Below are 12,925 nucleotides of genomic sequence, written 5' to 3' on the forward strand. Positions count from 1 at the left end.
CGTGCTGCTCTTTGCCACGGGTATCGGTGAAGCGGAAGTCAACAAACTTGACTTCGTTCTCTTTCACCATCTTGATCACGTCTGCGACGGTCTTGGCCATCAAAAACTCCTAGCGGGGAAAAACTTTTGGGGACTCGAATGTGTTCGGCACGCGCCGCGTCTTTAGGCGCCGCAATCTAGAACAAGCACTTTGTGTGCCAACTTGGCATCACCCTCGAAAGCGGAACCGGAAAACTGCACCAAAGCTGCGCTGAGCGGCCGAAATCCAAGCAGGCGGGCGGATTATGGCGCTCTCCAGCACGGATCAACAGCCCAAAAATCAAGAATTACAGCCCGCGAACCCCGTCTTGGTGCAAAAGTCCGATGGCTTACCGCACCATCTCGGTGCTGATTGATGCACCAAACTGAATCACGCCCGATTTCAGTGCATCGTAGGCCGCATCCAGACGAGCGGCATCGCCTTTGACGCCCAACTCAATATGCCGCCCCCATTGCGGGTGATCGACGCTGGGCAGGCTGAACACCTTGATGCCGGGAAACTCGGTCTCCACCGACTCCATCAGCGGGGTCAAGCTGGCTTCCATCGCACCCTTCACGATCAGTGACTTTTCCTGCACGCCACGCGCCCGGTGCAGATCGGCATGCTTGTGATCCAACACCCAGGCCATCATCGGATGCGCCATGACAGGGAAACCGGGCACAAAGTAGACCGAGCCGAAGGAAAAGCCCGGAATCTTGTTGAAGGGGTTGGGCACGATCTCGGCCTGCTGCGGGAACACGCCCATCTCCAGCCGGCGCAAAGTGTTTGGATCTTCCGGATCCGCGGTCTCGCCCTTCTCTGCGGCCATGTCACAGATACGCTGCCAAATCAGCTCGCGGGCTTGCGGGTGCAGGGCCAGGTCTTGCCCGAGCGCGGCGGCTGCGGCCTGGCGGGTGTGGTCATCCGGCGTGGCGCCAATGCCGCCGCAGCTGATCACCAGGTCTCCGCTAGCAAAAGCCTGGCGCAGTTGTGCGGTGATGTGCTCACGGTCATCGCCCAGGTATTGCGCCCAGTCCAGGCTCATGCCCCGCTCGGCCAGCAATTCGATGAAGGCGCTCAAGTGTTTGTCTTGCCGCTTACCGGACAAGATTTCGTCGCCAATGATGATCAGGCCAATTTTCATGTCGACACTTTCAAAGCTCAGGGCAAAGGCGGGAATGGCGGCAAGGGCGCCGGTGCCGGCTGCAGCACTTCATCGACCGTGGGCAAGCTCGGTGCGACGGCCGCAGCCCGCTGCTGGCGCATCTCCTGCAAAGCGGCCAAGCAATAGTGGGTGAACCACAAGGTGGAGAAGGCAAAGACCAGGGTGTAGAGCCAGATCGAGGCCAAGATCAAGAGCGGCGCCAGCGCAAAAGCCATCACGCCGAAGGCCCAGATCGCAGCGGGCGCGGCGCCGAGGTAACCCGTTACCAAACCTAGCAAGAGCAGCGGCAGGCGGTGCGCGCGCATCAATTGGCGACGCTCGGCCACCGAGGCATGCTCGGCCAGCGCATCAAAGCTGAACACCTTGTAGCCCAACCAGCCCCAAATCAGCGGCGGCAAAATCAGCACCAGCGGCGGGATCAACCAAAACGGCATGCTGACCATCAAGGCGAACAAGGCCAGAACGGCATGCCCGGCCGACCAGGCCAGGGCCTTCCACCATGGGCCGCCATGCTTGAGCTCCAAGCCGATAAAGCGCCGTTCGGCCACCAGCTTGACCAGGGTCGGCGTCATCAACAAGGCCACCAACAAAAGGCTGAGCACCACAATCACCGGTAGGGCCAGCGCCAGCACCAAGAGCGGCGCCAAAACGCTGCGCAAGCCAGTGGCGCCCACATGGTCGAGCCAACCCAGCAAGGTTTCCACCAGCCGCCAGGAGTCCAGCGTGTTGCGCACGCCGGTCACGGCGGCTTCCCAGAAGAAGTAGCCCAGACCGAAAGCCAGACCGGCCGCCAGCAGCAGCGGCAAGATCGACAAGGCGATCACCCGCGGATGCAGGCAATAAGCGGCAGCACGCCAAAAAGCGTCACCCACCCGACTCATCGAATTGACCATTGATCGCGCTCCTCGCTCGCTAAGACAAACGAGATCTTAGCGAGGCCGCAAGGCACACGCTGCATCCACTGCGTCAATGAAATCCAGGGCTTCAGCGCCGACCCAGCAAGCGTCCCAGACCCAGCCATTGCTGGGCCCAAAAGCCACGCCCGTAGTCGCGCCCGCCCTCTTCCGGCAACTGATCGCGAACACCGGTCGCATCCCAGCGCAGATCGAAGTTAGCGGTGCCAAACAAAACATCCCAAATGGGGAACAGCACCGCAAAGTTGTGTCCCCCCAGGGTGCCGCGGCCCGCGGACTCATGTCCGACGCCGATCGAATGATGCAGGCGGTGAAAGCGCGGACTCACCACCAAGCGCTCCAGCACCGGGCCAAACCAAATCCGCACATTGGCATGCTGAAGACTCTCCATCAACTGCGACAGAGCAAGCAGCGCCACAAACTGACCGGGCTCCACCCCGATCAAACGCGCCACCAGCACGAAGGCGGAGTCGCGCAAGACATCGTCGAGCAGATGATTGCGGTTGTCGCTCCACATCGTCATCTGGCGCTGGCTGTGGTGCAAGGAATGCAAGGCCCACCACCAGTTCCAGGCATGCTGGCCACGATGCAGCCAGTAGTTGACGAAATCAAAAGCGAGCAGATACAGGCAAAAGCTGATCCAGGGAATGTCGGTCACACCCGGCCAGAGGGCATCCAGTTGAAAGCTGGGCACGCCGGCCAGACGCGCTTGTCCCGAAAGCAAGTCCCACAAGGGATCAATGCTGAAGAACATCAGCAAGCGGAACAGACCCAAGCGATGGATCAAGGTGTAGATCACATCCACCCGCACCGCCGCGCGGTCTAGCATCGGTTCCACTGGCCGCCAGCGCTCAAGAGTGCCGATCACCAGCAGCATCACGGCGATCTGCAAAAGCCCCACCAGCAGCCAACCCGTGGCGGAAAAAGCATCTTCCAATAGGTTGCCGCCGCCCAGAGAAAACACCAGCGGCTGGACCAGGGTCTCAAACAGGAACAACTGCGCCTGCTCGAACCATTCGCTGAACCACTCCGTCATTTCTCGCTTGATTCCTGTGGTGAAGAGGCTGCGGCCGGCTGTTTCTGCAAGGCGGATGACACCTTGAACAACAAGGCATAACGCGGATGTTCACGCAAGGGCGCAAAGCACATGCCTTTGTCCTTCAATCCCTGCATCAAGGGCGCCAGCACCGCAGGCGCCCAGACGTCTTGCCGCGACCAGATTCCGAGGTGCGCCATCAAGATATCACCGGGCCTGATGTTCTGCAGCGCGCGTGACAAGAGCTGTTGATTGGGATAACGGTCGCTGGGCAGCTCATCACCCAAAAAGCCTGCGGCAGACCAACCCACATGCACATAACCGCATCGTTGCGCGGCTTGCTCCAAAGCGGGCGAGGTCCTGCCGGCCGGCGCACGGAAGATCGGGCCCAGGGTCTGCCCGGTCATCTCAGTAAAACGGCTCGCCACCTGCTTCAGGCTGGCGCAATACTGCTCGGCACTCAACTCACGGAAGACCGGCTTGTTGATGCCCGCCACCGTACGCACCTTGAAGGCGGCGCCCTCCCGCACATCGGCCAGCCAGATGTCATGGTCCCAGGTGTGGCTGCCGAAGTCGTGCCCCTCAAGAGCGCGCGCCCGCCACCAGGGTGCCCACTGCTCATCCAAGGTCGTGCCGCCGTCTTTGGTGGGCTCATTGGCCAAGAAAAAAGTGGCCCGTGCGTCAAAGCGCTTGAGCGTTTCGGCGATCAGCGGCGCCACGCCCATATGGCCGGTGTCAAAGGTCAGAAACACCGGCTTATCGCAGGCCGGTGCGGCCAAGGATGCCGACGCAGGCACCAGGGCACAGACCAGGGCCAGGATAGATGCAGCCCAACGTTGGCTCATCACTGCCTCGGCTGGTGATCCAAGGTCCACACGCCGTGCGGAGACTTGCCCACCTTGACTTGCTTCACGACCTTCTTGGTCTGGGTGTCGATCATCGTCAGCTTGCCAGCCCAGCGCGAGGTCACCAACAGCGTCTTGCCGTCTCCCAAGACCTCCATATCGTCAGGGCCACTGGGGCCGGGGAACTGGTCCACGACCGAGAAGCTCTGCAAGTCGATCTTGCTGATGGTGTTGGCCGCACGGTTGCTGACCAGCACGTGGCGGCGGTCACCCCAGGCACGGAAGGAATGCGCGCCATTCCCGGTCGGGATGCGCTTGACCAGCTTAGGCGCTGCGCCGCTGACGTCATAGACCTCGACCAGTTTGTCGCCGGTCAGAGCCACCAAGATGTGCTTGTCGTCAGGGGTCAAGAAGATATCCGCCGGCATCTTGCCGACCGGCACCTTCCAGCGCGGCGCTTGGGTGAGCAAATCCACCGCCAGCAGCTCGTCGCTGTCTTGCAGACTCACATAGAGCACCGTGCTCTTGCTGTCGATGAACAAATGGCTGGGCGTCTTGGGCGCGGGGATCTTCTTGACCAACTGCACCGGCTTGTCCGCATCACTCGGCACCCAGCGATAGATATTGACGATGTCCAAGCGATTGGCCGCGGTGACGAACCACTTCATGTCCGGCGAGAAGCGCAGGTGATAGGGGTCGTGGATGCCATGCAGCACCCGCTGAACCTCGGCGGTCTTTGGGTTGATGAAGGTCAGCGAATCGCCCATGGCATTGGCCACCACCAGGGACTTCTCATCGGGCGTGAGGTAGAGGTGATGGGGTTCCTTGCCGGTGGGGATGCGCTTGATCTGCTTGAAGCTCACCGGGTCCACCACGCTGATGTCGGCATCCAGCGAATTCAGCACAAAAATGGGTCGCGCTGGCTTCTCGGCGGCAGCTGCCGCTTGGGCGAAAACGGCGGCAGTGATTGAGGCCAACAAGGTCAAACACAAGCGCAAGCTCAGGGCCCGCACTGGGCGCGGCCGGGGCTGAAAAGACATCGAGAGTTCCTTGCACAAGACGAAGCGAATGGGCGTCAAACAGCGAAAAGCCGTACAGCCGATTGAAAACGAGCGACAAAAAAACAGGCAGCCCCACAGGCTGCCTTCTAAGTGTAGTGGGATGGGCACAGCCAGAGTTTGAGTTGCCTCATGGCCGAGCCTTGAATCCCAGTCCCGCCGGATCAGTCCTCGCTATCGCCGCTCAACAAGCCACCCAACAGGCCCACGCCGGCAACACCGGCCAGCACTGAACCTTCTTCGCGGCTACCGCCGCGCTGCGGTGCGGCCGCGAAGACGCGCGATGCCAAGCGCGAGAACGGCAGGCTTTGCAACCAAAGCTCGCCGGGACCGGTCAGCTTGGCCAAGAACAGGCCCTCGCCGCCAAACAGCGCCGTCTTGACCTTGCCCACATACTGAATCTCGAAACTGACGCTGGGCGTGTAGGCCACCACGCAGCCGGTATCCACCAGCAGGGTCTGCCCCGCTTGCAGCGTGCGACGAACCACGGTGCCGCCAGCGTGGACAAAAGCCAGGCCGTCACCTTCGAGCTTTTGCATGATGAAGCCTTCGCCGCCAAAAAAGCCGGTGGAGAGCTTTTGCTGCAAGGCAATGCCCAGCGAGACACCGCGTGCCGCACACAAGAACGCGTCTTTCTGGCAGATCAGCGTGCCACCCAGCTGACGCAATTCCATCGGCAGGATCTTGCCCGGATAGGGTGCTGCAAAAGCCACGCGGCGCTTGCCCGACCCCTGGTTGGTGTAGATCGTGGTGAACAAGGATTCGCCGGTCACCAAGCGTTTGCCAGCACCGAGCAGCTTGCCGAAAAAGCCGCCCTGCTGCGGAGCACCATCGCCAAACACGGTGTCCATCTGGATATCGGCATCCATGAACATCATGCTGCCACCTTCACCAATGGCAGCTTCGCCGGGGTCGAGCTCGACCTCGACGAATTGCATCTCAGCACCCTTGATCTCGTAGTCGACTACATCCATGGCCATGCGAAAACTCCCTTGCGGACAAATGAAACTGCGCGGATGTTAGCCAATGAAGGCCTCAGGCCTGCAGAGCTTGTCGAATAGGCAATAAAAAAAGCGGAACCACGCTTGAGTGGTCCCGCTTTAGTGCGTTCGGGGTTTCGCCGACCCAGCCGCCCCACGCAGGACGTGAGGCGTCGTTCAGTCGGCGTCGCCCAGTCCTCAGGACTGAGCTCGGTCCGACTTCACCCCATATGCAAGCCGCCGTTGCAGCTGAAGTCGGCGCCGGTGGTGAAGCCAGAATCATTGCCAGCCAACCAAGCCACGATGGCGGCGATTTCTTCCGGCGTACCCAAGCGCTTGATCGGGATGGTGGCGACGATCTTCTCCAGCACTTCTGGCTTGATGGCCTTGACCATATCGGTGCCGATATAGCCTGGGCTCACCGTGTTCACCGTCACGCCTTTGCTGGCCACTTCTTGGGCCAGGGCCATGGTGAAGCCATGCATACCGGCCTTGGCGGCCGAGTAATTGGTCTGGCCGAATTGGCCCTTCTCGCCGTTGACCGAAGAGATATTGATGATGCGACCCCAGCCCTTCTCGAGCATGCCCTCGATCACCTGCTTGGTGACGTTGAACATGCTGTCCAGATTGGTGTTCATCACCGCATCCCAGTCGGCCTTGCTCATCTTGCGGAACATGCCGTCGCGCGTGATGCCGGCGTTATTGACCAGCACATCGATGCTGCCATGCTCTGCCTTGACTTTGTCAAAGGCAGCGACGGTCGAATCCCAGTCACCCACATTGCCAACCGAAGCGTAGAAGGTGTAGCCCAACGCGGCTTGCTCGGACAACCACTTGTCGTAGTCGCGGCTAGGGCCGCAACCGGCGATGACCTTGAAGCCTTCTTTGTGCAGGCGCTGGCACATCGCGGTTCCGATGCCACCCATGCCGCCGGTAACGTATGCAACTTTCTGACTCATCTTGATGTCTCCACTGTATCCACTGTAAATAGGCCGATCGGCTCACTCAGGCTCCCGCAAGCCCCGAAACGGGTCAAGCGGGTTGGCCCTAGGTTGCGCCGTATTTGTCGCTTCTAGAACTCAGCGTTCCACGGTCAAGGCCACGCCCATGCCACCGCCGATGCACAAAGAGGCAATGCCCTTCTTGGCATCGCGGCGCTGCATCTCATGCAGCAGGGTCACCAGGATGCGAGCGCCGGAAGCGCCGATCGGATGACCCAGCGCGATGGCGCCGCCATTGACATTGACCTTGCTCAGGTCCCAGCCCATTTCCTGGTGCACCGCGCAGGCCTGTGCGGCGAAGGCTTCGTTGATCTCCAGCAGATCCAGGTCTTGCGCCTTCCAACCGGCGCGCTCCAGCGCCTTCTTGGCGGCAGGCACCGGGCCCATGCCCATGATGGACGGGTCCAGACCGGCCGAGGCGTAGGAGGCAATGCGCGCCAGCGGGGTCAGGCCCAAGGCAGCGGCCTTGGCTGCCGACATCAGCAGCAGACCCGCAGCACCATCGTTCAGGCCCGAGGCATTGCCGGCGGTCACGCTGCCGGCCTTGTCAAAAGCGGGGCGCAGACCGGCCAGGGCCTCGGCATTGCTCTTGCGGTTGATGTACTCGTCCGCATCAAAGACGATCGCGTCGCCCTTCTTCTGCGGAATCGTCACCGCGGCGATTTCATCCTTGAAGCGACCGGCTTCCTGCGCTGCAGCGGCTTTTTGCTGAGAGGCCAGGGCCAAAACGTCCTGCGCTTCGCGGCTGATGCTGTACTGCTTGGCCACGTTCTCGGCGGTGATGCCCATGTGGTACTGGTTGTAGACGTCCCAGAGGCCGTCAACAATCATGGTGTCGACCAGCTTCCAGTCCCCCATGCGCTGACCATCGCGCGAGCCCGGCAGCACATGCGCGCTCAAGCTCATGTTTTCTTGGCCACCGGCGATGACGATATCGGAGTCGCCATCACGGATCGCTTGCGCGGCCAGCATCACCGCCTTCAGGCCGGAGCCGCAGACCTTGTTGATGGTCATGGCAGGCACGATGTTAGGCAGGCCGGCCTTGATGACCGTCTGGCGCGCTGGATTTTGGCCGGCGCCTGCGGTCAAGACCTGACCCATGATCACTTCATTGATCTGCGCGCCATCCAGGCCGCTGCGACGCAGCAGATCGCGCACCACCGTTGCGCCCAGATCCACGGCCGAGGTCTTGGCCAAAGTGCCACCGAACTTGCCAATGGCGGTACGGGCCGCCGCCACAATCACGATATCGCTCATCTCTTCACTCTCCGTTAGAAATCAGGGTTAGGCCCTTTCAGCAAGGGCCGAATGAATCGGAGCTTCGATCAAGCTTTTTGCTTGACGTAGCGCCCCGGTGCCGGCTCGATGGCCTTGTACTTGCGATTGCCGGGCGCCTTGGGCGCGGGCTTCAGCGCGCCGGCATGAGCCGCCAGCCAATCGGCCCAGACCGGCCACCAACTGCCCGCATGTTCCTCGGCGGCTGCCAACCATTGCTCGGGCGCAGCCGGCAAGGCGTCATCGCTGGCGAGCCAGTGGCTGCGCTTGTTCTTGCTGGCCGGGTTGATGACCCCGGCGATATGGCCGGAGGCGCCCATCACAAAGGTGCGCTCGCCGGTGAAGACCTGGGTTGAACGGTAAGCCGCCTCCCAGGGCACGATATGGTCCTCGCGCGAACCGTAAATGAAGATCGGCGCCTTGATCTTGCCGAGGTCCAGCTTCTCGCCACAGACTGTCAGCTTGCCCGGAAGCTTCAATTCGTTCTGCAAATAAGTGTGGCGCAGATACCAGCAGTACATCGGCCCGCTCATATTGGTCGAGTCGCCGTTCCAGTACAGCAGGTCGAACGGGGGCGGCGCCTCGCCCTTCAGGTAATTGGCCACCACATAGTTCCAGACCAGATCATTCGGGCGCAAGAAGCTGAAGGTGGTCGCGAGTTCCTGACCCTTCAACAGCCCGGGGCCGTTCGGGGCCTGCGCACCAATGGTGGTCTCGCGCTGATGCACCGAGGCTTCATCGACGAAGATGTCGAGAATGCCGTTGCTGGTGAAATCAATCAGCGTGGTCAGCAGCGTGACGCTGGCCGCCGGCTGCTCGCCGCGCGCCGCCAGCACGCCCAAGGCGGTCGACAAAATCGTGCCGCCAATGCAAAAGCCCAAGGTGTCGATGGTTTTGGCGCCGCTGATGTCTTGCACCACCGAGATCGCCTGGATCGCCGCATGCTCAATGCAATCATCCCAGGTCCAGGCCTTGCAACTCTCATCCGGATTGCGCCAGCTCAGCACAAAGACGCGGTGTCCCTGGGCCACGGCGTAGCGGATCAAGGAGTTGTCCGGCTGCAAGTCGAGGATGTAGTACTTGTTGATGCAGGGCGGCACCATCAACAGCGGCCGCTCAAACACCTGCTCGGTCAGCGGCTTGTATTCGAGCAACTGGAAAAAGTCGTTCTCGAACACCACATCACCGGCGGTGGTGGCCACATTACGGCCGACCTCAAAGGCGCTCTCATCGGTTTGCGAGACATGACCGCGTTGCAGATCGTCCCAGAGCTGCTGCATGCCTTTAGAGATGCTCTCGCCCTTGCTTTGCAGGGCCAAGGCCTGGGCCTCGGGATTCAAGGCCAGAAAATTGCTCGGCGCGGCTGCATCAACAAACTGCTGCACCGCAAACTTGATGCGCGCTCGGGTCTTGTCTTCGGCCTCGACCTTGTCGGCCATCTCTTGCAGGGTGCGGGCATTCAGCAGGTACAGCTGCGCCATGAAAGCGCTGGCCGGATTGCTGCTCCAGGCCGGACTTGCAAAGCGCCGATCCTTCAAAGGCTGCGGCGCGGCGCCAGCATTGCCCTGCAATGAAGCATTCCAAAGCTCGCTGGCCTGCTTGAGGTACTGGGTTTGCAAGTCCGCCAGGGCATTGATCGGAATCTGCACGCCGGTCATGGACTTCCACATCTCGCCAAAGCCATTGGCGCCAGCGCCTGTATCTGCCGCGTCGGCCGCTGTCTGTTCAGCCTTAACCCCTGAGCGGGCGCTTTTGGCTCGGGTCGTTCCCTCGGAGCCCTTGGCTGGGGTCTTTGCATTGCGGGTCATAGATCTCCTCAAACTATCGGACGAGCTCGGATAAGTTCGAGCCATCGCTGACCCCCAAACCCATCCGACCTTGCCCTACCCTGCCCTGGCCAGCCTTTCGGCACAGGCCATGTTGTAATCTGGCTGTCTTACCCACTGATGACATCTTATGTATCTGGTTGCAATCGCCTGGGGCTACGTGGCAGTGATGATGGCGCTGGCCGAAGCAACCAGCACCCAAGGCTCTGTCTTGGGTGCCATCGTAACTTTGTTTCTTTACGGTATCCTGCCGATTTCCATTGTCATGTACATCCTAGGGGGGTCCAGCCGCAAGGCCGCACGACTGCGCCAAGCAGCCCGGGAGCAAGCGCAAGAAGAGGCACTGGCCAGAGAGCAGGCCGCATCCAACGCCTCCCCGGCCGAGCCCGGAGGCCCCGCACCCTCAAGCCAGACTGATGGCCGCCACCATGCGTCCGCAGACCGAGTCGCGCCGGTAGGAAAAGAAGCGTGAAGGCTCGCTATAGCTGCAGCCCTGGGCCGAGCCAATGTAATTGAGTTCCATCTTTTGCAGACGCTGGCGCGCCAGTCCGGCCAGGTCGGCACGCCAGCGCGGCTCTCCCTGGGCATTGGCCTGGAAACGGAAGAACTCGCTGTCTTGCGGGCTCGCGGTCTGACCGAAAGCGGCCAAGACCTCGGCTCCCACCTCGAAAGCCTGGGGCCCGATGCAAACGCCCAGCCATGCCTGCACCTGGTTGGGGCGACAGTGCACCGCTTTGCACAGGGCTTCGACCGTGTTCTCCAGCACACCGAGGCTCAGGCCTCGCCATCCGGCGTGGGCACCGGCCACCCCGCCCGGCGCGGCAAACAATACCGGCAAGCAATCCGCCACCTGAATGGCCACTGCCAAGCCGGGAGTGGTGCTGACGCTGGCATCCGCCACCGGCACCGCTGCGCCCGGCTGCACATGCTGGTCTTGCAAGAGCAGCACCTCGGCGCCATGCACTTGCTGCAGAAAGACCGCCCGACTCCCCAAGGCACGCTCGACACGAGCGCGGTTCTCGACCACCGCGGCGGGGTCATCCCGCACCGCCATGCCGACATTCATGCTGGCGTATGGACCTTGGCTGACCCCGCCCGAGCGGGTGCTCATGAAGGCCTTGACCGCGATGCCTGAATCAGGTGCCCAATGCGGCCTCAGCCAATCCTCGGGCCAATCGGCTGGAATGAGGCCGGCCTCACTCGGCATCGGGGCAGGCACTTGGCTGTGTCTTGGCGAAAGCATCCAAAGCCATGCAGTTCTCAAACACTCGCATCACTTCAGGCACATGATCCAGGCGGCACTCAAAACGCTTCGCATTGAAGATCTGCGGCACCAGCACGCAATCCGCCAATCCCGGCGTATCGCCGTGGCAGAAGCGTCCGGCGCCCTGCTTCAAGCGCATTTCCACCACATCAAGGCCGCTTTCGACCCAGTGGCGGTACCAACGGTTCTTGTTGTCCTCGTCAACGCCCATTTCCTTGCTCAAGTAGCGCAGGACGCGGAGATTATTCAAAGGATGAATCTCACAAGCGATGTCTTGCGCCAGGGCTCGCACCCGCGAGCGGCCCAGCGCATCAGCGGGCAAGAGCGGCGGCAAGGGATGGGTTTCATCCAGGTATTCGATGATGGCCAAGGACTGGCTGATCAGCGCATCACCGTCGCGCAACAAAGGCACCAGCTTCGACATGGAGGCGCTGGCATAGGCAGGATCGAACTGCTCATTCTTGGCCAGATGCACCGCGCGATAGTCATAGTCCAGCCCCTTCAACGCCAGCGCAATGCGCACGCGGTAGGAGGCCGAGGATCGAAAGTAGTTGAAGAGTTCCATGGGCAGCGATGATGCCACGACTGTTTCAAACAGGGCCGCTAAACTGAGCTCCATGTGGATTCCCAGACGCTTCAAACATTGCCCGAGTTGCGGGGCAGCGGTCGACTACCGCGTGCCTTCGGACGACAACCGCGAGCGCGCCACCTGCAGCGCCTGCGCCAGCATCCACTACGAGAACCCGATCAATGTGGTGGGCACCCTACCCGTGTATGGGGAACAAGTCCTGCTCTGCCGGCGCGCCATCGAACCCCGCTACGGTTTTTGGACCTTGCCTGCGGGCTTCCTCGAATTAGGCGAAACCTCGGCCGAGGGGGCTTTGCGAGAAACCGACGAGGAAGCCGGCGCGCAGATCGAGTTGCAGCCGCTTTACTGCCTGATGAATGTCGTCAAGGTGGGGCAGATTCATCTCTACTACCGCGCGCAGCTGCTGTCGGATCAGTTCAATCCGGGGCCAGAAACCTTGGAAGCCAAGCTGTTTCACGAGCACGAGATTCCCTGGGACGAACTGGCGTTTCGTACGGTGCGTGAAACCTTGCAGCGCTTCTTTGAGGACCGACGCCTCGGCCGGCCCTTCGCGCTGCATTGCGCGGATATCGGCTGAAGCCGATTCAGCCGCAGGCCGCCGAGTTGACGCCAAGCTGATCCACTCGTTTGCCCTGGGCCGCTGCGTCGGAGCCGTTTTGTGGGCTCGCTGGATTTGGTGCTTGCCCTCCAAGCCCTCAAACCCGATCAATCGGTCACCCAGAGTGGCTGGCGGCAATTTGCCCAAAGCCGAAATTCGAGACCAAGGGCGAACGACATCTCCGCAGCGGGAGCGGTCATTGGCGGTCGGGAGTTGAACTCAGGTGCCAGCCACTTAGCAGTCACTGACCCGCAGCAGAATTTGCGGCGCCAATGTCGGGTCTCGAATGTGCAGCGGTCATTCAGGTGATGTCCCGGCGCGTGGTGTAAGTCCACAGCCCGGAGAGGCTGAGATG

Annotated in this window: 12 protein-coding genes; 1 reads left to right on the plus strand and 11 read right to left on the minus strand. The window is 61.3% G+C overall.

Annotated features, from left to right (window positions below):
* Nucleotides 1-368: 368 nt before the first annotated feature.
* The 11 genes from ACOVRJ_RS02780 to maiA form a co-directional block, all read right to left on the minus strand.
* A complete protein-coding gene (locus ACOVRJ_RS02780; protein ID WP_422042379.1) occupies nucleotides 369-1,163 on the minus strand; it encodes a competence/damage-inducible protein A in 795 nt (264 codons plus the stop codon).
* 17 nt (nucleotides 1,164-1,180) lie between these two features.
* Nucleotides 1,181-2,077 (minus strand): EI24 domain-containing protein, encoded by an 897-nt coding sequence (locus ACOVRJ_RS02785; RefSeq protein ID WP_422042380.1) that lies wholly within the window; start codon nucleotides 2,075-2,077, stop codon nucleotides 1,181-1,183.
* A 91-nt stretch (nucleotides 2,078-2,168) separates the two neighbouring features.
* Complete coding sequence (locus ACOVRJ_RS02790; protein WP_422042381.1) at nucleotides 2,169-3,134, minus strand: sterol desaturase family protein; 966 nt, start codon at nucleotides 3,132-3,134, stop codon at nucleotides 2,169-2,171.
* Entirely contained in the window at nucleotides 3,131-3,979 is an 849-nt protein-coding gene (locus ACOVRJ_RS02795) for a polysaccharide deacetylase family protein (protein WP_422042382.1), read from the minus strand. The genes ACOVRJ_RS02790 and ACOVRJ_RS02795 overlap by 4 nt, the downstream gene beginning before the upstream one ends.
* Nucleotides 3,979-5,019: a YncE family protein gene (locus ACOVRJ_RS02800; protein WP_422042383.1), complete on the minus strand. Its 1,041-nt coding sequence runs from the start codon at nucleotides 5,017-5,019 to the stop codon at nucleotides 3,979-3,981. The genes ACOVRJ_RS02795 and ACOVRJ_RS02800 overlap by 1 nt, the downstream gene beginning before the upstream one ends.
* Nucleotides 5,020-5,201: 182 nt before the next feature.
* On the minus strand, nucleotides 5,202-6,017 hold the full coding sequence (locus ACOVRJ_RS02805; protein ID WP_422042384.1) for a TIGR00266 family protein: 816 nt from the start codon (nucleotides 6,015-6,017) through the stop codon (nucleotides 5,202-5,204).
* A 221-nt stretch (nucleotides 6,018-6,238) separates the two neighbouring features.
* Entirely contained in the window at nucleotides 6,239-6,976 is a 738-nt protein-coding gene (gene phbB / locus ACOVRJ_RS02810) for an acetoacetyl-CoA reductase (protein WP_422042385.1), read from the minus strand.
* A gap of 120 nt (nucleotides 6,977-7,096) precedes the next feature.
* On the minus strand, nucleotides 7,097-8,275 hold the full coding sequence (locus ACOVRJ_RS02815; RefSeq protein ID WP_422042386.1) for an acetyl-CoA C-acetyltransferase: 1,179 nt from the start codon (nucleotides 8,273-8,275) through the stop codon (nucleotides 7,097-7,099).
* 68 nt (nucleotides 8,276-8,343) lie between these two features.
* Nucleotides 8,344-9,963 carry a class I poly(R)-hydroxyalkanoic acid synthase gene (gene phaC, locus ACOVRJ_RS02820; protein ID WP_422042389.1) on the minus strand — a complete coding sequence of 540 codons (1,620 nt, stop codon included), beginning with the start codon at nucleotides 9,961-9,963 and terminating at the stop codon, nucleotides 8,344-8,346.
* A gap of 559 nt (nucleotides 9,964-10,522) precedes the next feature.
* Nucleotides 10,523-11,326 (minus strand): peptidoglycan editing factor PgeF, encoded by an 804-nt coding sequence (pgeF, locus tag ACOVRJ_RS02825; RefSeq protein WP_422042387.1) that lies wholly within the window; start codon nucleotides 11,324-11,326, stop codon nucleotides 10,523-10,525.
* A complete protein-coding gene (gene maiA / locus ACOVRJ_RS02830; RefSeq protein ID WP_422042390.1) occupies nucleotides 11,316-11,948 on the minus strand; it encodes a maleylacetoacetate isomerase in 633 nt (210 codons plus the stop codon). Before maiA ends, pgeF begins: the two co-directional genes overlap by 11 nt.
* A gap of 52 nt (nucleotides 11,949-12,000) precedes the next feature.
* Here maiA and ACOVRJ_RS02835 point away from each other — a divergent pair, with 52 nt between their 5' ends.
* The gene (locus ACOVRJ_RS02835) at nucleotides 12,001-12,549 is read left to right on the plus strand and encodes an NUDIX hydrolase (protein ID WP_422042388.1); all 549 of its coding nucleotides are present in this window, start codon (nucleotides 12,001-12,003) and stop codon (nucleotides 12,547-12,549) included.
* Nucleotides 12,550-12,925 lie beyond the last annotated feature (376 nt).

Source organism: Roseateles sp. (assembly GCF_049240545.1).
GTDB lineage: Bacteria > Pseudomonadota > Gammaproteobacteria > Burkholderiales > Burkholderiaceae_C > Paucibacter_A.